Annotated in this window: 22 protein-coding genes; 14 read left to right on the forward strand and 8 right to left on the reverse strand. The window is 65.2% G+C overall.

Annotated elements, in window-relative coordinates; translation table 11 throughout:
- Positions 1-2 precede the first annotated feature (2 nt).
- From ORI27_RS10390 to ORI27_RS10425, 8 genes are read left to right on the forward strand one after another with little or no spacing between them, the layout of a single operon-like run.
- A complete protein-coding gene (locus ORI27_RS10390; RefSeq protein ID WP_265996700.1) occupies positions 3-1,133 on the forward strand; it encodes an MlaD family protein in 1,131 nt (376 codons plus the stop codon).
- Positions 1,130-2,134: an MlaD family protein gene (locus ORI27_RS10395; protein ID WP_265996701.1), complete on the forward strand. Its 1,005-nt coding sequence runs from the start codon at positions 1,130-1,132 to the stop codon at positions 2,132-2,134. Before ORI27_RS10390 ends, ORI27_RS10395 begins: the two co-directional genes overlap by 4 nt.
- A complete protein-coding gene (locus tag ORI27_RS10400) occupies positions 2,131-3,096 on the forward strand; it encodes an MlaD family protein (protein ID WP_265996702.1) in 966 nt (321 codons plus the stop codon). Before ORI27_RS10395 ends, ORI27_RS10400 begins: the two co-directional genes overlap by 4 nt.
- Positions 3,096-4,184, forward strand: a complete 1,089-nt coding sequence (locus ORI27_RS10405) for an MCE family protein (RefSeq protein WP_407666274.1) — start codon at positions 3,096-3,098, stop codon at positions 4,182-4,184. Before ORI27_RS10400 ends, ORI27_RS10405 begins: the two co-directional genes overlap by 1 nt.
- Positions 4,181-5,188 carry an MlaD family protein gene (locus tag ORI27_RS10410; protein WP_265996705.1) on the forward strand — a complete coding sequence of 336 codons (1,008 nt, stop codon included), beginning with the start codon at positions 4,181-4,183 and terminating at the stop codon, positions 5,186-5,188. Before ORI27_RS10405 ends, ORI27_RS10410 begins: the two co-directional genes overlap by 4 nt.
- Entirely contained in the window at positions 5,185-6,141 is a 957-nt protein-coding gene (locus ORI27_RS10415; RefSeq protein WP_265996706.1) for an MlaD family protein, read from the forward strand. The genes ORI27_RS10410 and ORI27_RS10415 overlap by 4 nt, the downstream gene beginning before the upstream one ends.
- A gap of 53 nt (positions 6,142-6,194) precedes the next feature.
- Positions 6,195-6,791, forward strand: coding sequence for a hypothetical protein (locus ORI27_RS10420; RefSeq protein WP_266073937.1), 597 nt, complete (start codon positions 6,195-6,197; stop codon positions 6,789-6,791).
- Positions 6,788-7,183 carry a hypothetical protein gene (locus ORI27_RS10425; protein WP_266073939.1) on the forward strand — a complete coding sequence of 132 codons (396 nt, stop codon included), beginning with the start codon at positions 6,788-6,790 and terminating at the stop codon, positions 7,181-7,183. Before ORI27_RS10420 ends, ORI27_RS10425 begins: the two co-directional genes overlap by 4 nt.
- Positions 7,184-7,193: 10 nt before the next feature.
- Here ORI27_RS10425 and ORI27_RS10430 read toward each other — a convergent pair whose 3' ends face one another.
- Together ORI27_RS10430 and ORI27_RS10435 are read right to left on the reverse strand one after the other, a co-directional pair.
- Positions 7,194-8,267 carry an Lrp/AsnC family transcriptional regulator gene (locus ORI27_RS10430; protein WP_265996711.1) on the reverse strand — a complete coding sequence of 358 codons (1,074 nt, stop codon included), beginning with the start codon at positions 8,265-8,267 and terminating at the stop codon, positions 7,194-7,196.
- A 169-nt stretch (positions 8,268-8,436) separates the two neighbouring features.
- Positions 8,437-9,456: an Lrp/AsnC family transcriptional regulator gene (locus ORI27_RS10435; RefSeq protein WP_265996713.1), complete on the reverse strand. Its 1,020-nt coding sequence runs from the start codon at positions 9,454-9,456 to the stop codon at positions 8,437-8,439.
- Between the two features lie 293 nt (positions 9,457-9,749).
- Here ORI27_RS10435 and ORI27_RS10440 point away from each other — a divergent pair, with 293 nt between their 5' ends.
- From ORI27_RS10440 to ORI27_RS10465, 6 genes are all read left to right on the forward strand, one after another.
- The gene (locus ORI27_RS10440; RefSeq protein WP_265996714.1) at positions 9,750-10,673 is read left to right on the forward strand and encodes a hypothetical protein; all 924 of its coding nucleotides are present in this window, start codon (positions 9,750-9,752) and stop codon (positions 10,671-10,673) included.
- A gap of 76 nt (positions 10,674-10,749) precedes the next feature.
- A complete protein-coding gene (locus ORI27_RS10445) occupies positions 10,750-11,541 on the forward strand; it encodes a hypothetical protein (protein ID WP_265996715.1) in 792 nt (263 codons plus the stop codon).
- Entirely contained in the window at positions 11,538-12,140 is a 603-nt protein-coding gene (locus tag ORI27_RS10450; RefSeq protein WP_265996716.1) for a cytochrome c oxidase subunit 3, read from the forward strand. The genes ORI27_RS10445 and ORI27_RS10450 overlap by 4 nt, the downstream gene beginning before the upstream one ends.
- A 1-nt stretch (position 12,141) precedes the next feature.
- Complete coding sequence (locus ORI27_RS10455) at positions 12,142-12,429, forward strand: cytochrome C oxidase subunit IV family protein (protein WP_265996717.1); 288 nt, start codon at positions 12,142-12,144, stop codon at positions 12,427-12,429.
- Between the two features lie 57 nt (positions 12,430-12,486).
- Entirely contained in the window at positions 12,487-12,930 is a 444-nt protein-coding gene (locus tag ORI27_RS10460) for a PPOX class F420-dependent oxidoreductase (RefSeq protein WP_265996718.1), read from the forward strand.
- A gap of 57 nt (positions 12,931-12,987) precedes the next feature.
- Positions 12,988-13,164 carry a DUF5302 domain-containing protein gene (locus ORI27_RS10465; protein ID WP_265996719.1) on the forward strand — a complete coding sequence of 59 codons (177 nt, stop codon included), beginning with the start codon at positions 12,988-12,990 and terminating at the stop codon, positions 13,162-13,164.
- Here the strand turns inward: ORI27_RS10465 and ORI27_RS10470 are convergent.
- From ORI27_RS10470 to ORI27_RS10495, 6 genes are all read right to left on the reverse strand, one after another.
- The gene (locus ORI27_RS10470; protein ID WP_265996720.1) at positions 13,161-14,381 is read right to left on the reverse strand and encodes an MFS transporter; all 1,221 of its coding nucleotides are present in this window, start codon (positions 14,379-14,381) and stop codon (positions 13,161-13,163) included. The genes ORI27_RS10465 and ORI27_RS10470 overlap by 4 nt on opposite strands.
- A gap of 103 nt (positions 14,382-14,484) precedes the next feature.
- The gene (locus ORI27_RS10475) at positions 14,485-16,119 is read right to left on the reverse strand and encodes a solute symporter family protein (RefSeq protein WP_265996721.1); all 1,635 of its coding nucleotides are present in this window, start codon (positions 16,117-16,119) and stop codon (positions 14,485-14,487) included.
- Entirely contained in the window at positions 16,116-16,466 is a 351-nt protein-coding gene (locus ORI27_RS10480) for a DUF485 domain-containing protein (protein ID WP_265996722.1), read from the reverse strand. Before ORI27_RS10480 ends, ORI27_RS10475 begins: the two co-directional genes overlap by 4 nt.
- A 154-nt stretch (positions 16,467-16,620) precedes the next feature.
- Positions 16,621-18,351: a sodium/solute symporter gene (locus ORI27_RS10485; protein WP_265996723.1), complete on the reverse strand. Its 1,731-nt coding sequence runs from the start codon at positions 18,349-18,351 to the stop codon at positions 16,621-16,623.
- Positions 18,348-18,731 (reverse strand): hypothetical protein, encoded by a 384-nt coding sequence (locus tag ORI27_RS10490; protein ID WP_265996724.1) that lies wholly within the window; start codon positions 18,729-18,731, stop codon positions 18,348-18,350. The genes ORI27_RS10485 and ORI27_RS10490 overlap by 4 nt, the downstream gene beginning before the upstream one ends.
- Positions 18,724-19,503 (reverse strand): LytR/AlgR family response regulator transcription factor, encoded by a 780-nt coding sequence (locus tag ORI27_RS10495; protein WP_265996725.1) that lies wholly within the window; start codon positions 19,501-19,503, stop codon positions 18,724-18,726. The genes ORI27_RS10490 and ORI27_RS10495 overlap by 8 nt, the downstream gene beginning before the upstream one ends.
- Positions 19,504-19,516: the final 13 nt, after the last annotated feature.

Raw genomic sequence — 19,516 nt, forward strand, 5'->3', positions numbered from 1 at the left:
GCATGCTGTTCCACAAGTCATCGGAGTCGTCGGAGGCGCGGATCCTGACGCTGATCGGCATGGCGGTGATCACCGTTGTCGCGATGGTATCCACCTTGATCATCACCGACCCCTTCCACCGCCGGCCCGCCGACCTGATCAACGTCACGATCGAGTCGCCCTATGTCGGGGAGGGCGTGCAGCAGGGGACCGAACTGATGATCCACGGGTTCAAGGTCGGGGAGGTGACCAAGGTGACCAGCATGCCGCGTGGCGGCGTGCGTCTGGACGCCGACCTGCAACGTGGCCCCATCAACGGCCTCACTGACACGATGAGCATCGACTTTCGGCCGGCGAACTACTTCGGCGTCACCGGAATCAACATCCGCCCGGGTGAAGGTGGGGTGCCACTGACTCCAGGTTCGGTGATCACCGCGGTGCCGGCGGGCAATTTCACGCTGCAAGCGTTGTTGTCCAGATTGGGTGAGATCTCGCACGGCGTGCTGACCCCCGAGCTCATCGACGTCATCGACCGGACCACCAGGTACGTCGACGGGCTGGACCCCATGTTGGAGACGATGCTGGTAGTCACCAGTTCGCTGGCCAATGTGCAAAATGTCAGCACCGAGACGCTGATGGCCAACGCGACGGGAATCAGCGTCGCCTTCCCGGGTTTCGTCGACGCGGCGACAAAGACCGGCGACCTCTATCTACACGGTGGACTCGACGGGGTGAGCGAGGACTACTGGCGCAACACATACTCCCCGTCGATCAACCTGGCAGCCACGGATCTGTTCGGTGCGGCAGGCGGACTCGTCGGTAGTCACAGCGAAGAACTGGCGCCGTTGACAAACATGATCAAGGTTCTCGCCGATGTTGCCCCAGGTGTCATTCCCTCGGACGAGATCGCCTCGACCGCGGTGGAATTGCGGACCCGTCTACAACGTCTCTTCGCCGGGCCGCCGGACCGTCGCGCCGTCAACGTCCGAGTGATCCTCGACAGCTTTCCCGGTGTCGCTGCGCCGATCGACGCGATCGGTGCTGCACCCGCCTCGCCCGATCCGGGGGCTGACGCGTCCCCGCAGGCCGCGCCCGGCGATCAGCAGATTCCGGACAGCGCCGCCGGTCAGCCGCAGGAAGGTGGGTCGCGATGAATCCCATTTCGGCACTGTGGCGCCTGGTCATCGCCGGGGTAGTGGCAACCTTGCTGATCGTCCTGGTGATCAACGTGATCAGTCAGCCGGTCGGCGGCAAGTTGACGGGGTACACCGCGGACTTCACTGACGTGTCGGGCCTGCGCAGCGGCGCGGATGTCCGGGTGCGAGGGGTGCGGGTGGGCAAGGTCGAGTCCATCGAGTTGAAGCGGCACGCCGGACGAAGTGTCGCCGAGGTAGCCCTGACCCTCGACAGTGCCTACAAGATCGGCGCGGAGACCCGGCTGGCGGTCAAGTACCAGGCGCTGACCGGACTCAGATACATCGACGTGCAGAATCCGGCCGAAGGCAGCACCCCGTCCGCGTTGACCGCCAACCGGATTCCGACGTCGATGACCCAGCCGTCGTTCGACATCACGCGGCTCTTCAACGGGCTGCAGCCCGTTCTGGCCACGTTGAGTCCGGAGGACCTCAACGTCTTCACCGCCAATGCGGACAACTTCCTCTCCGGTGACGGCACCGGCATTGGTCCGGTTCTGGAGAGCCTCAACACACTGACCCGTTTCCTGGCCGACCGGCAGCAGGTGGTGTCCACCCTGTTACACAACCTCAAGTCCGTGGCCACCGAGATGTCCGGCCACAGCCGAGACTTCATCCACGTCGTGGAACTGCTCAACGAACCGATCGACGCGGCGTTGTCCGTCCTCGATGAGTTTCGCAAGTCCCAGATCTATGGGCCCGACTTCACCCGATCAGTCAGCCAACTGCTGGACAATGCCGGTCTCAAGCCGGGAATCGATGTTGATCGGGCTATCGACAAGGCGATCACGAACTTCGACGACGTCATGGACGCGGTCAAGATGGTGCCGGTCGTGTGGGACAACATTCCGTCACCCGCCGAGGAAGGTGCCCCCATCGCCTGCTCGCAGGGCCGCGCGGAGTTACCGCTGCCGGTCGATGTGCTGCTGAACGGCCAGAAAGTGGTGCTGTGCAAGCAATGAAAGCAACGGTTTGGCGCGATTCGCGGCTGTGGGGCACGGCGGCGTTGGCCATCATGACCATCCTCGCCGTCGTCGCAGCGGCCGTTTACATCAGCCCGCCAGGCAGCAAGGTTGTCAGCTTCTACACCGACGACGCCTCCTCGATCCAACCCGGCATCACGGTCCGGATCGCCGGAATAACCGTCGGCAAGGTCACGGATCTGTCGATCGAGCCCAAGCAGGTGCGGGTCAACGCCACCGTTGAGGGCAGCGCCTTCGTCGGCGATCAGTCCAGCGTCGAGGTTCGCATGCTGACCGTGGTGGGCGGCTACTACGTGAACCTGGACTCGCTTGGTGACAAGCCCCTCGGCAAGTCGGCGATCCCCAAAGGTCGAGTTACGTTGCCCTACAGCCTGGTCCGGACCCTGACCGATGCCACGAAGATCACTGATGGTCTTGCGCCCGTGCCGATCAAGCAGTCGCTGGACAACATTCAGCACGGCCTGTCGGGTTCCAACCTGGACACCATCACCGCCATTGTCGACGCGGGGACTGCCATGACCGACATGCTGGCCCGGCAGCGTGGTGAGCTCTCGCAGATTCTGAACATGTCCGACGAGTACATCGAGCAACTGGCTCAATACCGGGGGCGACTGGAGGAACTGATCGAGAAGGTCGCCATCCTCGAACAGACCCTGGTGCTCTACGGCAAGGGTTTTGCAGCCGCGATGCAAGGGATGGGCAAGATCCTGCTGGGGATAGGTCCGGTCGCCGATTTCTACATGGCGCACCGCGAGGAGTTCCTGGAGAAGTTCACCCGATGGCAGCAGATCGTGCGCACCTGGGCCGACCGCAACGGGCTGGTGATCCGGATTCTCAAGCGCACCCGCCAGCGGCTCTATCAGGCGCTCGACCGGCAGAACGCCCCGCCGGAACTCTTGGCGACCGATGTGTGCATTCCGGTTCCGGGAAGCCCCTGCTGATGGCCAGATGCACCTTCCGACGAGCCGTGACCGCCGCGCTGATCGCAGCGGCCGTTGCGCTGGCCACCGCCTCGTGCGGCGGCAGCCGAGCGGCGAGAGCTGCCGGGGATTACTGTGCAATCCTCCCGGATGCCGTTGGACTCTACGCAGGTAACCCGATCACCCAGATGGGATACAAGATCGGGACCGTCGACACGGTGACGCCCGGGGCGCGCAGCGTCCGAGTGAACTTCTCCCTCGCGGAGGATCGGTCGTTGCCCGCCAACGTCAAAGCGGTCGTGCGCTCGACATCCATCCTCGCCGATCGGGCGCTCGAACTCGTCGGGAACTACGAGTCGGGCCCGCGCCTGAGGCCCGATGTGTGCGTGTCCCTGGACCATTCGATGACGCCTAAGAGTCTTTCGGAGATCATCGGGTCGGCAAACACCTTCATCAACGCGGTGAACGCGGAGAACTCCGACAACATCGGGGCGGTCATCACCCAACTGGACCAGGCCGCGAAGGGCAACGGTCCGGGGATCAACCGCATCCTCACCACGTCCTCCCAGTTGCTCGACAGCCCCGACGGTGCGATCAGCGATATGACATCGATCGTGCGCAATCTCGGTGACGTCACCGACACCCTGGTGGCCACGCGGGACCCGCTCAAACAGATCCTCAACGATGGTGCGACCACCACGCCGGACCTCGTGGACGCCATCCAGGGCGCGCGCAAAATGACCGAGTCATTGCCCCAACTCATCGCCGCGATCTCGGATCTGGAGGTACGGGCCGGAGACGAGATCCAGCTGACCCTCGACACGGTCTCGGACACGACCCGCATCCTGTCCCCGCACGCCGCGGGCCTGGCCAGTCTGCTCGATCCGCTGCCCTGGTGGATCAACGGAGCAGCCAATCACTTCAACAATCGGGAATTCATCATGTCGTTTCGTCCTCCGCTCTATCGGGTGCGAAGCCCGAACGGCCCCTTGGTATGTCACTTCATGAACATCGACATGCCGGGCAGTTGTGCGAACGTGGCGGGACAACCGTACGGAGTCGATGTCAACTTGCTTCAGTACGTTTTCGTCGAAGCGAGCCGGCGATGATCCGAGTTGCGCGGGTACTGGCCGTCTGCGTGTGCGTCGGTGTGCTCAGTTCTTGCTCGGCGATCACCGTCGCCGACCTTCCACAACCTGGCAACAGCTACCGCGACGGCTATCCGATCACCATGGAGTTCGCCAACGTCCTGAATCTGCCGGATCGGGCCAAGGTGGTGATGGACGGGACGACGATCGGAATCGTCGACAACATCAAGTTAGGGCAGCGCTCAGTCGATGTGACGGCCCAGATCGACAAGGACGTGCGCATCCCCGCCGACACCCATGCAGTGCTGCAGCAGGCGACGGTGCTCGGCGACATCTATGTCGCGATCACCGGGCCCGACCAGCCCGGCACGGCTCACAACGGACCCGGCGCGACACTGCCGTCCGGCGGCCGGATCGCGCTGGCGCGGACAACGTCTCCGCCGCAGCTGGAAGACACGATCGCCAATCTCGCGAATTTCGTATCCAGTGGGTCGATTCAGCGGATCCAGAACAGCATCATCCGGGTCAACAACGTCACGCCGGAACGCTCCGAGCAGGTGCGGGCGATTGCCTCACGGGTGACGGCGGATCTGCGTGACCTCTCCGACAACATCGACACGGTCGACCAGTGGCTCAGCGGCGTCGCAGGCACCGGCCAAGTACTGGCCGGCCATGTCCCCAAGTTCCGGTATTGGTTCTCGCCGGAGGGCATGATCGAGTGGGAGCGGATGTCCGTGGTCGGTGCCGCCAACGGAATCCTGATCCCTTCCGTCGGGAGCATCTACACCGGGGGGTACTGGATGGTGCCGATGCTGGAATCGATGGGGGTGGCCGTCGGTGCGGTCCAGAGGAGCAAGTGGGCCGTGGAAGGTGAATACCGGCCGTGGCGTGACCTGTTCCAGGAAGCGTTCCTGCCCGAGGACAAGTATCCGGCGATGAACATCGTGTCGGTCCAGACCGCCGATGGTCGTGACATCACCAACAACGTGCAGGATGTGCTGCGGATGCTGGGGGCGATTCCGTGAGGCTTCGACATCTGGTCTCGTTCGCGGCCTTTGCCACCATCACGTGTTTCTGCGTCTACTACATTGCCGCCCTGGGGGTGCGCGTCGGCCCACCCGAAGACCGCATCTCGGTGAGCATGCAAGTCCCTGACGTCAACGGGCTGGTCGTCGATTCCAACGTGCTGCTCCGCGGTATCCCGGTGGGCAAAGTGACCGGCATATCGACCGCACTGTCCGGTGCGACCGTTGATTTCTACCTGACCCGTGACGTGCCGGTGCCGGTCGACAGCGAGGTCCGCCTCGAGAACCTCTCAGCGTTGGGGGAGACCTACATCGGTCTGGTCCCGCGGTCGAGCGCTGGCCCGTTCTTCCAGAGCGGACAGCACGTCGTCGCCGATAACATCATTGCGCCCGCGTCGATTTCCGAGCTGTCCGTCAGTCTGGCGCGCGTCCTCAGCCAGCTCAAACCGGACAGTCTCGATCATCTCGTTGGTGAGGCCGACGCCGCGCTGCCCGATCCAGATGTGGTGCTCCCCAATCTCGCTCGGGCCAGCATTTTGCTCCGAAACGCGGTGTCCGGCATGGACGGCCGGGGGTCGAAGCTGCTCGACGACTTCCAGACCCTGCTACGCAATGCCGGTTTCGTCGGGCCGCGGGTCGCTGAGATCACCCCGGCGCTCTACGCGCTTGGGCCCGAGCAGTTCGGACTGTTCATCAACTCCAAACACCTGGTGGACGACACCGGTTCGCCCGAGGGCCTCAGGAACGTGGGCCGGTTGATGAAGCGGGTGCAGAATTTCCTCGACGCACGAGGCCCCGATCTCAAGGTTTTCGCTGATGCGTTGACTCCCAACATCAACGGGATCGCGGCTGCGGCGATGAACTTCGACACCGGCCAGATCCTGTCCAACATGCTGGCCGCGTACCCCGAAGACGGAGTGGTCACGCTGCGCGTGAAGACGCCACCCCCCTGAGCCCGAAAAGAAAGGATGTGGTCGAGGTGGAAAGTACTACCATGGTCGACACCATGGACAGTGACGATCGGCTCGATGAGCATGTCGCCGAGCCGCCGGTGGCGCCCGTCCCGGCGGCAGCCACGCCTCGACGCGTGTCACTGAGCCTTCGTGCGCTGGTGACCGGTGCGGTGATGGTGGCTCTCGTTGCCGGCCTCGGCGTGATGACGTGGCTCTACATCGGCGAGCGCGAGGTCGTCGAGGCCAACACACGTGCGATGCAGAACCAACAGAAGGCGGAGCGGATTGCTCTCGACTACGCCGTCAGCGCCGCGGCGATGAACTACCAGGACCTCAACGGGTGGAAGACCAACCTGGTCAAGGGCACCTCGCCGGAACTCAATGACAAGCTGTCCAAAGCCGCCACGTCCATGCAACAGCTGCTGGTGCCACTGCAATGGACCTCGACTTCCAAACCGCTTGCCGCCAAGGTTCGTTCGGACACCAACGGCGTCTATGTCGTCGACACCTTCGTCAGCGTCCTGACGAAAACCACCCAGGCGCCGGACAATCTGCAGTCCACCGCGACTTACAGCATCACCATTGACAGCAACAACAATTGGCTCATCACTGATGTCGGCGGAATCAGCGCCGTCGTCGGCAGCAAGTGACCGGTCAGTGGGCATCCCGGCTCGGACTGCTCGTGGCACTGGCGCTGGTCGCCGGTATGAGCCCGGCCGTGATGCCGGTGGCCCGTGCCGCCGATGCGGTGACCTACGAGATCTTCTCCGACACCATTCCGGTTGTGGACGTCGAGTACCTGCAGCCTGGTGGGAGAGTCCTGATCACCGGGGTTGCTCTGCCGTGGCGCATCGACGTTCCTCTCGATGACGCTCAGGGGCCGACAGGAACAGGTGCCCAGTTACGAGCGGATTGGCGGCGGATCCGCGGGCCGGCTAAGTGGGTCACGGTTCGGATCTTCGGCAACGGCAAACTGCTGTGCGAGAGTGTCCTGGACGTCGGCAATGCGACGTGTTACGGCAACACACCGCATTTCGGGTGATCGGCCATGACTAGGCCGGCGCGCCCAGCCGCTTCAGGTAGGGGCTGAACCGCAGCGCGTCGACGAACAGGAGGGTGTCGGTGTCGCGGACGCCGGTCAGCGACTGAACGCCGGCGCCGACGAATTCCATCAGCTCGTAGAGATCGGCACCGGTGACCGTCAGGTGCAGGTCGAAGTTGCCCACACAGCGCGCCCCGAACACGACGTTGGGCATCGCCATCAACGCGGACAACGCGGTCTCGAGATGACGGCGGTCGACCCGAACCGACAACGAGGCGATCACCCCGGCCAAGCCCAACGCCACGGGCTCGACCATCGCCACGACCTGGGCCAGCCCCGCCCGCGACAAGCGGGACGACCGGGCTCGGATGGTCCCCTCCGAAACCCCGAATGAGCGGGCCATGCTTCGGCTCGACTGGCGTCCGTCCCGGACCAACTCCTGGAGCAACGCGACGTCGAGGTCGTCGAGTTCGATACAGGGACAAGGCAACCGAATCGGGGGCGCATCTACGGCCAGAAACAACTGGCGGCCGCGCGGGCTGACAGCGGTATCGGTGGCGAGTTCGACATCCAAGGACGCCACCCCGGGCACGAGCGACAGCGCGTCGATAACCGCATTGAGTTCGGTGCGGTCGGCCGCCAAGAAGTATCCGAGGATGTCATGGGAACCGAGCACCACCGCGACGGCTTCGCACCCGGCGAGTAGTGCGATGTCCTTGGCGACTTCGCGGGGAGCCCGCATCCGGGTCTTCATCCGGCAGATGACGAACCATTCGAAACCCGCTGCTTCCCAGTCGATCAAGGCGGTGAACACGAGCACGCCGGCTTCGATGAGCTTGCGGATGCGCACGCTCACTGCTGACTCACTGATCCCAATTCGGTGAGCCAGATCGCGATTGGTCATTTTCCCGTCGAGCAACAGGTGGTTGATCATCGCCGTGTCGACGTCGTCGAGGGTGGCATCCTCGTGGCGGCGTGCGGCAAATGCCGCCGACCCGCCCGTCGCGCCACGCACGTTCGGTGGATGCAGCACCGCTCGGTCGGTCGAGGGCGACAGGCCTTCGGCGGGTGGCGTGAGTGCCACTCGGTGACCTCCAAGCGATCAAAGGGGCAGTGGGATCCAAGCGAATGGTCGAGACGCCACACAGCCCCGAACTGTGAAATGCCTACTTCAGACTAGACCGCAGTTTTGCGCAAGTTTGCGTAACGCTCTCAATCAATATCCGCGCGTCATGCCGCTCGCTGATGGACGATCAGACGATCCACGTCCATGCGTAGGCGTGCTTGAGGGAGCCGACGCCGTCCATGATCTCCGCGCGGCGCACTCCCGGCAGCAGTGCGATCTCGTCGTAAATGCTGTTGAGAAGTGTTGCCCGGTCGCTGGAGTGCAGCACTGCGATGAGGTCGACGGGCTCCAGCACGCGTGTGACCTGGGCGACGTCCTCGCGGCGAGCAAGGGCCTTGGCGATGTCGTGGGCCTTGCCGGGGGCGGCCGACACCAGGAGATAAGCGTGCGCGCCGACCCCGGACAGGACGACATCGGACACTGCCTGGATGCGGAACACCCGATCGGCCAGCATTCGCTTGATGCGGACGCGGACCGTGCCTTCCGACACCCCGAGATCCGCGGCGATCTGCCGATTGCTGCGGCGGGCGTTCTGCTGGAGCAGGGCGATGATCGAGAGATCCATCTGGTCGACGGTCTCACTGACCTGAGCCTCGGGAGTGCTGCCTGAGTCAACGCCGAACATGGCCCATTTGGAGTCGAACTTCAACACGTCGAGAGCAATGCTGCCGTGAACGGCGCTGACGCCTTTCACCTTGGGTAGCACTCGGCCGAAAAGATCGGCGAGGTGCTGGCGGTCACGGCCGAGAACGCCGACGACGATGTCGAACCGGCCGGTGCCGATGGTCACGCCGATGGACTCTGACAGTTTCGCCATATCGGCGGCAACGGCATGGACGGGCCGGCCCGCGACCTGGATCAGCGCGAAGGCGAACTCGCGATGGCCGAAAAGCCGGATATCGGTGATCGCGACGACCCGCATGACGCCGGCGTCCTCCAGCCGCCGGAGTCGAGCGGCAATGGTGACTTCGTTGACCTTCAGCCGCGCAGCGAGCGACCGGTTGCCCGCGCGCCCGTCGTGGGTGAGTTCTTCGATAAGTGCCCGGTCCAGGTTGTCGAGTTCCACGGGTGTTGCCGCCAGTTCCTGATTGAGCGTGCCTGCGTTGGTCCTGTTGGCTCCGGCCCGAGTTGCCACGGCGATTCCCATCCGATCTGACGATTGCGACCTCAGTCTCGTCGCGTCACTTTACGCAATCTGCAGGCAACCACGGGGGAAGCCGCCAGCCTCCGGGTATGCATCGATGGTGGCCGCACTGAGCATCATCACAGCGGAAACTCGACTATGCGTAGTAAAAGATTGATAAAGCTACGCAAAACTATGATCTCCCGCTGTCATGTGTCACACTCGGTATCGCCCCCGTGGAGCGAGCCATCACTGTGGGTCGAGGCGAGGTGGCCCGCATTTTTGCGCAATCACGCGAGAAAGGAGCCAGGAAATTGGTGGACGGTACTCGGCTCGTCAAAGGCCCCCCGATGTACCCCGTGCCGCCGGGCGATCTGTCGGCACCGCACTTCTGGAGCCTGCTGTTCACCGTGGTGTGCGCCGGGTTTTTCGTCGCTGCCGTGGTCTGGGTGATCCGGCTGGCCCTGCGGGGGGAAATGCTCGGTGTCGTCTTCCTGGTCGGCGGATTGTGCATGGGGCTGCTCGAGCCCTATCTGGACTATCTCGGCCTGCTGTGGTTCGCCCAGGACAATGTGGCGGTTGCGGTCAACCTGTTCGGTCGGCACATCCCGCTCTACGTCGTGCTGGGATACTCCTTCTTCTTCGGTCTGCAGGCCTACATCATCTACCGGGCCATCCACGTGGGTAAGGGCCCCAGATTCTTCCTGTATGCGTTCGCCCTGTCATGGGTGTTCGACGCCGCACTTCAGATCACCGGCGCGCAGCTCGGCCTTTACCAGTACTACGGTCAGCAGCCGTTCCTGCTCATGGGTGCGCCGATGTGGTGGTACACCATCGACGCCACGTTGCAGCTGACCGCCGGGCTCATCTTCTTCCTGCTGCGTTATCGGCTCGTCGGTTGGGGCCAACTCCTGGTTATCCCGATGCTGCCGGGCCTGTACGCGGGCCTCAACGGCGCGCTGGGCTGGCCGGTGTTCACCGCCCTGAACAGCAACTTCACCCCGGCGGTCAACGGGAACGGTTCGTGGCTGCTGGTTTACCTCGGCGGTGTGGCCACCATAGTGCTCGCCGCGCTCCTGGTCTGGCTCGTGCTAGGAGAGATTTCCCGCGCGCAACGGCGTGCCGGTATCGAGATCGACCCCAATGCGACCCTGCGTGACGTCTTCCTGACCAAGGTCGGGGTCGCGCCGGACGGCTGGGCCGGTTCGGCGTCGCGTGTCGGTGCACAAACCACATCGTGAAAAGCGCCACCTCGCAATAGAGCTCACCACCGTTACAGCCCCGCTGGGCGGGGATGCCTCCGATACAGGGAAACTCATGACCACAACCACCACGAGACAAGTCGTGCCACGATCCGTCGGCATATTCGGCATCGCGACCGGGATCGCGCTGCCGGCGTTCATCGGAATCGGATTCGTCCTTGCGGGGTTCATCCCGCCTCCCGGCCCGTACGCCGCCGATGTCACGGCCGCCTACTTCCACGACAACATCGACCAGAAGCGGCTCGGGGTCATCTTGGTGATCGTGGGTGGCAGCATGTTCATGCCCTTCGGGGCAGCGGTTGCTGAGCGTCTGCGGCGCGTCCCCGGAATCGGGCCGCTGGCCGCCATGACTCAGTTCGGCGCGGCGGTCATCGCCAGCACCCTGATGATGATCTGCGGCTCGATGATGTTGGTCGGATTGCATCGACCTGACATGGCCGACAGCTCCTATCAATTGCTCAACCACGTCACCTGGATGGCGTTGATCGGGCTGTGGCAGCCGGGCGCGATACAGGCTGCCGCGGCCGCGTGGGCGATCCTCGGGGACACGTCATCCACCCCGGTGTTTCCCAGGTGGGTCGGCTGGTACAGCCTGTGCATGGCGTTTGGCTCGTTGACCGGGTCGCTGATTCCCTTCTTCACCTCCGGGCCGTTCACCTGGAACGGTTTCATCAGCTTCTGGATCGCCGGTGCCGTCTTCTTCGCCTGGTACAACATCATCGTCGTCCAGTTGTACTTCGCTCACCGCCGCGATCAAGCCGAACGGCGCCATCCCGACGGCGTCGACGCGCAATGGTCCGAGCTGCCCCAGAGTCGTTCCAGCCACGGCGAGGTGGCAGCGCGATGACGCAGCAAGCCATCCGCACCAGGCCAGCGGCTCCGGTGCACCCCGCTGGCCGGGTCCCCGGCGAACCCGGCGTCTGGGTCTTCATCTTGACCGAAATGGCGATCTTCACAGCCCTTTTCGGTGTCATCGTGTGGAATCGTGCCCACCAGCCGGAGATGTTCGCCGCGGGATCGCGCGTACTCAGTCAACCCCTGGGGTTGGTCAACACCGTCGTGCTGATCGTCGGATCGGTGCTCGTCGTGCTCGCCATCGACGCCATGCATGCCGACCGATTCCGGCAAGCATCGCGCTACCTCGGCGGAGCGATGGCCACCGGCCTGTTCTTCATGGCGGTCAAAGCCGTGGAGTACCACTCGGTGATCGATCACGGAATGTGGATTCACACCAACGCCTTCTGGATGATCTTCTTTGCCGTCACCGGTGCGCACCTGCTCCATGTGCTGGTCGGAACCACCACGCTGGGATTGATGCGCGCGCGCACAGCATCCGGTCTCACGGGGCCGCGTGACCGCGAACTGTTCATCTCGGCAACCTGCTACTGGCACATGGTCGACCTGTTGTGGCTGGTGCTGTTCCCGCTCTTCTACTTGGTGAACTGACATGACAACACTCTGGGACAACAACGCGTCGTTGAAGAAGACGGCGGTCACCGTCGGGGTTGTGCTCGCGGTCATCACCGCGGGCTCCTACCTGCTGGGTATCGACCATCTGCTCGGGTTCAGCCGGATGGCGATGGCCGTCATCTTGGTGGCCGCGTTCGTGAAGGTCTGGTTCGTCACCCAGTACTTCATGGACATCCGACACTCGCCGCGGTGGTTGCAGATGATCGTCAACGGCTGGACCGTGCTAAGCGCTGCGGTGGTCGTCGGGCTGTACGTGTGGCTGTAGCTGACGGGTAATCGCGCTGGGGCCCGCCCGCCGGATCCGAGCACGTAGTCTCGACTCATGACGCGTCACGTGCTCGACGACAAACTGCTGGCGGTGATCGCCGGCAACAAACTGGGTGTGCTGGCGACCATCAAACGCGACGGCCGTCCGCAGTTGTCCAACGTGACCTATCACTTCGACGCCCACAACCTCATCGTGGAGGTGTCCGTGACCGAGCCCCGGGCCAAGACCCGCAACCTGCGCCGCGACCCCAGGGCCTCGATCCTGGTGTCCTCCGACGACGGCTGGTCCTACGCGGTGGCCGAGGGCAATGCCATCCTCACTCCGCCGGCGGCTTCGCCACATGACGACACCGTCGAGGCGCTCATCGCGCTCTACCGCAACGTCGCCGGTGAGCATCCGGACTGGGACGACTACCGCCGCGCCATGGTCACCGACCGGCGGGTGCTGTTGAAGCTGCCGATCTCACACGTCTACGGAATGCCGCCGGGTATCCGCTGACTCACACCTTGTGTGATGCCTCCGGCATCTGGCTCGAATCGCGTTAGTCTGATCGGCATGGCCGAATCAGAGTCCGATCCGCAGGACGGCACCAGGCAGAAGTTCCGTGAGGCGCTCGAGCGCAAGAAGGCGAAGTCGGCGGGTGGCTCCGCGCACAAGGATGCCGGCGCTAAGCAACCGCGTTCACATGGGCCGGTGGAGAACCGCCGGGAGTTTCGCCGCAAGAGCGGCTAACCGGCCACCTTTTCGGGAAGCCCTGCCGCCGAGCGCTTTCCCGATTTCATTCGAGATTCCTCCCAGAGGATCGCGACCAGGCAGGCCAGCGCCAGCACACCGACCGCGATGGCGAACACGGTTCCCCCGGTGCGCAGACCCCACGCCCGCGCGGCAAAGCCCTCGCCGATCACCGGGATCGAAATCGCGATGTAGGCCACGACGAAGTAGGTCGAGCTGACCTCGGCCCGGCGCTGCGCGGGGGTGCGCTCGGCGATGGCGGCCAGTCCGCGACTGAAGCTGATACCTTGGCCGGCACCGGACACCACCGCCGCGGTGATCAGCCCGGCCAATGACGAATAGTGTAGCGCCGCAACGAGAACTATCATCCCGACGATCAGAATGGCGCAGCCCAGGGCGACGGCGCGCTGAGGCGTGATCCGGGTGCCGGCGATCTGGGCGAGCGCCGAGGCGCCGAAGATGGAGCCGGCTATCAGGCCGGCCACCGCGTGGTCGCCGATGCCGATGATATTGGTGAGCAACGATGGCGTGACCGAGGTGAACAGGCCGGTGACGGCGAACCCGGCGAACGCGGCCAGTGCGGCGGTGACGAACACCGGTCGAACCTCGGGAGGAACCGAAAGTCGTTGCAGTCCAAGTTTTCCGGTTCGACTGGAGGTTTCGGGAACCAGCAGCACCGCGATCGCGGCCAGGACGACCAACGCGATGTGCACAACGAAGGTGAGTTCCAGCGGGCTCGGGGCATACTGCGCCAGGATCCCGGCCAGCACCGGCCCGGAACCCAGCCCGCCGATGTTGGCCACGGTGGCCACCGCCGGTGCGCGGGTCCGCCAGCGCGGCGGCGCGGCTTCGATGACCGCCGCGGTGGCGGTGCCGGTGAAGATTCCCGCCGACAGTCCGGACAACACCCGGCCGACCAGCAGCTGCGGTACCGAGTCCGCCGTCAGGAACACCACGGCACTGGCCAGTGCGCAGACGGTGCCGGCCATCAGCACCGGTCGCCGCCCGATGACATCGGACCAACGGCCGAACACCAGCAGCGCGAACAGCACGCCGCCGGCGTAGGTGGCGTAGATGACCGTCGTCGTCAGGACAGCGAAGTGCATCCGCTCCGAATACAGCGCGTAGAGCGGGGTGGGCAGGGTGGTGCCCACCATGATCGCGGCGAAGGCATAGGCCAGCAGGGCGAAGGCGAAGTCTCGCCGGGTGCGGGTCATGTGGTGCGGTGGGCTGGAGCGGAGCGACCGGGGGTCATGAGGAAGTCAACGTCGTCGGCACCTGTCCACCATTCCCGTACCCGGCGAGATTCTCACCTCAATGTCAGTGGTGGGTGGCCTTCTCGGCGCCCACACCTGTCAGCGACCGTACCTCCATCTCGGCGTCGAGCTCCGGATCGCCGGAGTCCGACGAAGTCAGCGTCCCGACGATGCCCAGGATGAACGCCAGGGGGATCGACACGATGCCGGGGTTGGCCAGGGGGAACCAGTCGAAGTGGGCGCCGGGGATCATTGCCGACTTGCTGCCCGACACCGCCGGTGAGAAAACGATCAGCACCAGGCAGCTGATCAGCCCGCCATACATGCTCCACAGCGCACCACGGGTGTTGAACCGCTTCCAGTACAGCGAGTAGACGATCGTCGGCAGGTTGGCCGAGGCGGCGACGGCGAAAGCCAACGCCACCAGGAACGCGACGTTCTGGCCATTGGCCAGGATGCCCAGGCCGATCGCGGCGATGCCGAGCACCACCGCGGTGATCCGGGATACCCGCACCTGTTCGTCCTCGGTCACCTTGTGGTTCTTCATGACGCTGGCGTAGACGTCGTGGGCGAACGACGCGGAGGCGGTGATCGTCAGACCGGCGACCACGGCCAGGATGGTCGCGAAGGCCACCGCCGAGATGATGCCGAGCAGGATCACGCCACCGAGTTCGAAGGCCAGCAGAGGTGCGGCCGAGTTCTGCCCGCCGGGTGCCTTCAGGATGCGATCGGGCCCGACGATGGCCGCCGCGCCATAGCCCAGGGCCAGGGTGAACAGGTAGAAGGCGCCTATCAGCGCGATCGCCCACACCACCGAGCGACGGGCTTCCTTGGCGGTGGGCACCGTGTAGAAGCGCATCAAGACGTGCGGGAGACCCGCCGTGCCCAGTACCAGCGCCAGGCCCAGCGACAGCAGGTTGATCTTGGAGGTGGTCGACCCGCCGTACTGGGCGCCCGGGGCCAGCACGTCTCGGCTGGACACACCCTTGGTGGTGGCCTGATGCACCATGTTCTGTGCCGAGCCGAGGATCTCGGAGAAGTTCAGCCCGAACTTGGCCAGCACCAGGATGGTCATGAATGCCGCACCGGCGATCAACAGCACGGCCTTGATGATCTGTACCCAGGTGGTGCCCTTCATCCCGCCGACCAGGACGTAGACGATCATCAAAACCCCGACCACCGCAATCACGAAGGACTGGGCGGTGCGGCCGTGCACGTCGAGCAGTAGCGCGACCAGGCCACCGGCGCCGGCCATCTGAGCGAGCAGGTAGAACAGCGACACCGTCATCGTCGAGGTGGCCGCGGCCAGCCGTACCGGGCGTTGCTTGAGCCGGAAACTCAGCACGTCGGCCATCGTGAATTTGCCTGTGTTGCGCAGCAATTCGGCCACCAGCAGGAGAGCGACCAGCCAGGCGACCAGGAAGCCGATGGAATACAGGAAGCCGTCGTAGCCGTACACCGCGATCGCGCCGGCGATGCCGAGGAAGCTGGCCGCAGACAAGTAGTCACCGGCGATGGCGATGCCGTTCTGCGGTCCGGAGAACGCGTGGCCCGCGGTGAAGAACTCAGTGGCGTTGGTGTTGGACCGGCTGGCCCGGATCACGATGAACAGCGTGATCAGCACGAAGCCGACGAAGATGCTGATGTTGATGACCGGGTTGCCGATGCGGCCGCCCTCGGCGAGCACGGTGGTCGTCATCGCGCACCGCCCTCCATCTCGGCGCGGATCGCTTCGGCGCGCGGGTCCAGCTCACGGTTGGCGAACCGCACGTACAGACCGGTGATGAGGAACGTCGTCACGAATTGGCCCAGCCCGATCAGCAGACCGAGGTTGACATTGCCCCACACCTTGAGAGCCATGAAGTCGTGCGCGAACGCCCCCAACAGGACATAGGCGGCGTACCAGATCAGGAAGAACGCCGTTGTCGGGAAGACGAAGCGGCGCAGGGCGCTGCGCAACTCCTGAAACTCGGGGCTGGCCTGCACGGCCAGGTATTGGGCGCCGCTGGGGTGGGTTTCCCGCGGCGGCAGGTCGGTTGTAGGCACCGTTTGCTCCTCTTGGCGAAGGTTGTGAACTCCGATGTGTTCAGAGGGTATTGAGAGGTGGGTCACAGCCCTAGGGAGCGAGCGGAGCGTGCGGTGAACGGTTGTCAGGCGGCGTTGAGCGGTCACCTTGTGTCCCGATCCCCGGCCGGCAGGATCAGCCGCGCGGGACCCGCTCCACACCCAAACCGAGGCGTTCCGGCACGTGCATGCGGGCGAAGATGCGCGCGACATCGGGCGGGATCGTCCCGCGAGTGAGGCGGCTGGCAAGCACCATCGTCGCGAAGGCGAGAGGGACGGTGATGGCGGCGGGATAACCGATGAGCGTCGACGGCCACCCGCCGAGTGCATCGTCGTCCACCCGGCCGGTGACCGACACCAGGATCGCCAGACCCGAGCTCAGCGCACCGACGATCAGCCCGGCGACGGCACCCGCAGCCGTCAATCCACGCCACCAGATCCCGAGCACCAGCAGCGGGCACAGCGTGGATGCCGCGACGGCGAACGCGAGGCCGACCCCGCGGGACAGCTCCAGCGCCGGGGCGACGAGTGAGATGGGAACGGGAACGAGCCCGGCGATCAGCGCCACCAACCGGAAGTCACGGACCCGGCCCCGCAGCACGTCGGTGGACACCGCACCGGCGATGCTGACCAGAAGGCCCGACGAGGTGGCCAGGAACGCCGCGATGACACCCGCGGCGACCAGAGCGCCGAGCAGTTCGCCCCCTAGTCCGGCGAGCACCGCAGACGGGAGGAGCAGGACCGCGGCATCAGCCTTGCCGGTGATGAGCAGTTGGGGCACGTAAAGCCGGGCGAACACTCCCAGCAGCACGGGGAACAGGTAGAACAACGCCAACAGGGTGATCACCGACAGGGCGGTCCGGCGGGCGGCCCGTCCATCGGGGTTGGTGTAGAAGCGCACCAGCACGTGGGGCAAACCCATGGCGCCCAGGAAAGTCGCGACCATGATCGAAAACACTTGATAGAGCGGGTGTTTGCCGCCCAGTCCGCCGCCGTTCCGGATCCAGGCCGCCCCGTCGGCCGGTGCCCCGACGACCACGGGGGTGTGGGCGCCGGCCGCCAGCGTGAGCGTGGTGCCCTGCGGCAGCGTGTACTCCCCAGGGCCGGGGAGTGTGCCGTCGTGGGCGGCACCGCTCACCGTCACGCCGGTCGGGTCGGTGACGGTGACCATGACGTCGGTGTCGATCGACACGGTGGTCTGCTGGTCCACTGTCGGCGGCAGGGGCCCGCCGAGCTGCGGGTGTTCGTGGCCGAAGTGGACCAGCAGCACCAGCGCGGGAACCGCGACCGCGGTGAGCTTCAGCCAGTACTGGAACGCCTGCACGAAGGTGATGGAACGCATCCCGCCGCCGACCACGTTGGCGATCACGATCCCGCCGACCGCCAGGGGGCCGACCCAAACCGGAACGCCGAGCAGCGCTTTCAAGGCTATCCCGGCGCCCTGGTATTGCGGGATCAGATACACGATGCACACCGTGACGACGACGAGCATCGCCATCTGACGGACCCACGGTGTGCCCAGCCGGAATTCCGCGAAGTCGGGAACGGTGTAGGCGCCGGAGCGGCGCAGCGGAGCGGACACGAACAGCAGCAGGCCCAGATAGCCGGCGGTGAAGCCGACGGGGTACCATAGCGCGTCGGCGCCGTACTTGGCGATCAGGCCGGCGACACCGAGAAACGAAGCCGCCGAGAGGTATTCGCCGGAGATCGCGGCGGCGTTCCAGCTCGGTCCCACGGTGCGGGAGGCCACCAGAAAATCGGATGTGGTGCGCGACAGCCGAACCCCATACGCGCCCACGGCCACTGTCGCCACCGCGGCGGCCAGCAGGCTGCCGGCGGTCAGGGCCGTCGCCGTCGGTTCGCTCACCGCGGCGGACCGTCATCGTCGACCACGCCCATGAAATCTCGTTCGGCCTGCTCGGCCAGGCGGATGAACAGCCGGCCGACGCCGTAGAGCGCCGGATAGACCAGCACGGCCAGCGTCAGCCAGTTCAGCCGCACGCCGAACACGGTGGCGGCGGACAGCTCCGGGAAGACGGCATTGAGCAACGGCAGCGCGGCCATACCCCCGGCCACCAGCACGGCCAGCCGCAGCGCCAACCCGAGCTGTGCCCGCACCAGACCCCGTACCAGCGCATCGCCGACCCCGGTCTGCTCGGCCACCTCGACGCGGGTGTGCACCACCCGGGTGCCGCGTCGATGAGCCAGCACGACGCGCTCGCGCTGCGGCCTGCCCGGCCTAGTCATCTGGCGCTCCCGGGCGGAAGGTCCGCATCGGGTCGCGGATCAGCCGGTCGCGCAGTTCGCGGGCCTGGCGGCGGCTGACCGGAAGTTCGACGGGTGCCGATGCGCCGTTGGCGCGCAACCGCACCAGGGTCGAGGCGCCCGATGTGCGCAACCCGGTCACCATGTTCAATGCGACCAGATACGAGCGGTGCACACGCTGGAAGCCGCGGTTGCGCCAGCGGTCTTCCAAGGTGCTCAGCGGGATTCGCACCAGGTGTGACCCGGAGGCGGCGTGCAGCCGGGCATAGTCTCCTTCGGCCTCCACCCAGCCGATGGTGTCGCAGCGGACCAGTTGGGTGACACCGCCCAGTTCGACGGGGATCGTGTCGGCTTGCGGCTCGTCGGATTGCGACGCCGGTTCGGCGGCGCGGGCGGACGCCACTCGTCGGACCGCTTCGTCGAGGCGCTCCTTGCGGATCGGCTTGAGCAGATAGTCCAGCGCACCGACCTCGAAGGCGGCCAGCGCCTTGTCCTCGTGTGCGGTCACGAAGACGACTGCCGGGGGGTGTGCGAAATTGCCCAGCACACTGGCCAGTTCGAGACCCGACAGGCCGGGCATGTTGATATCGAGGAAGATCGCGTCGACGGTGCGCTCGTTGATGATGCGCAGAGCCGAGGTCGCGTCGCCGGCGCCGGTCACCTCGGCGACGTCGGGATGCCGGCCGAGCAGGTAAGTGAGTTCGTCGAGGGCAGGGGCTTCGTCGTCGACCGCCAGCACCCAGAGTCCCGCCACCGCACCTCCTCTG

It is taken from the genome of Mycobacterium pinniadriaticum (genome assembly GCF_026242045.1).
Classification (GTDB): Bacteria; Actinomycetota; Actinomycetes; order Mycobacteriales; family Mycobacteriaceae; genus Mycobacterium; species Mycobacterium pinniadriaticum.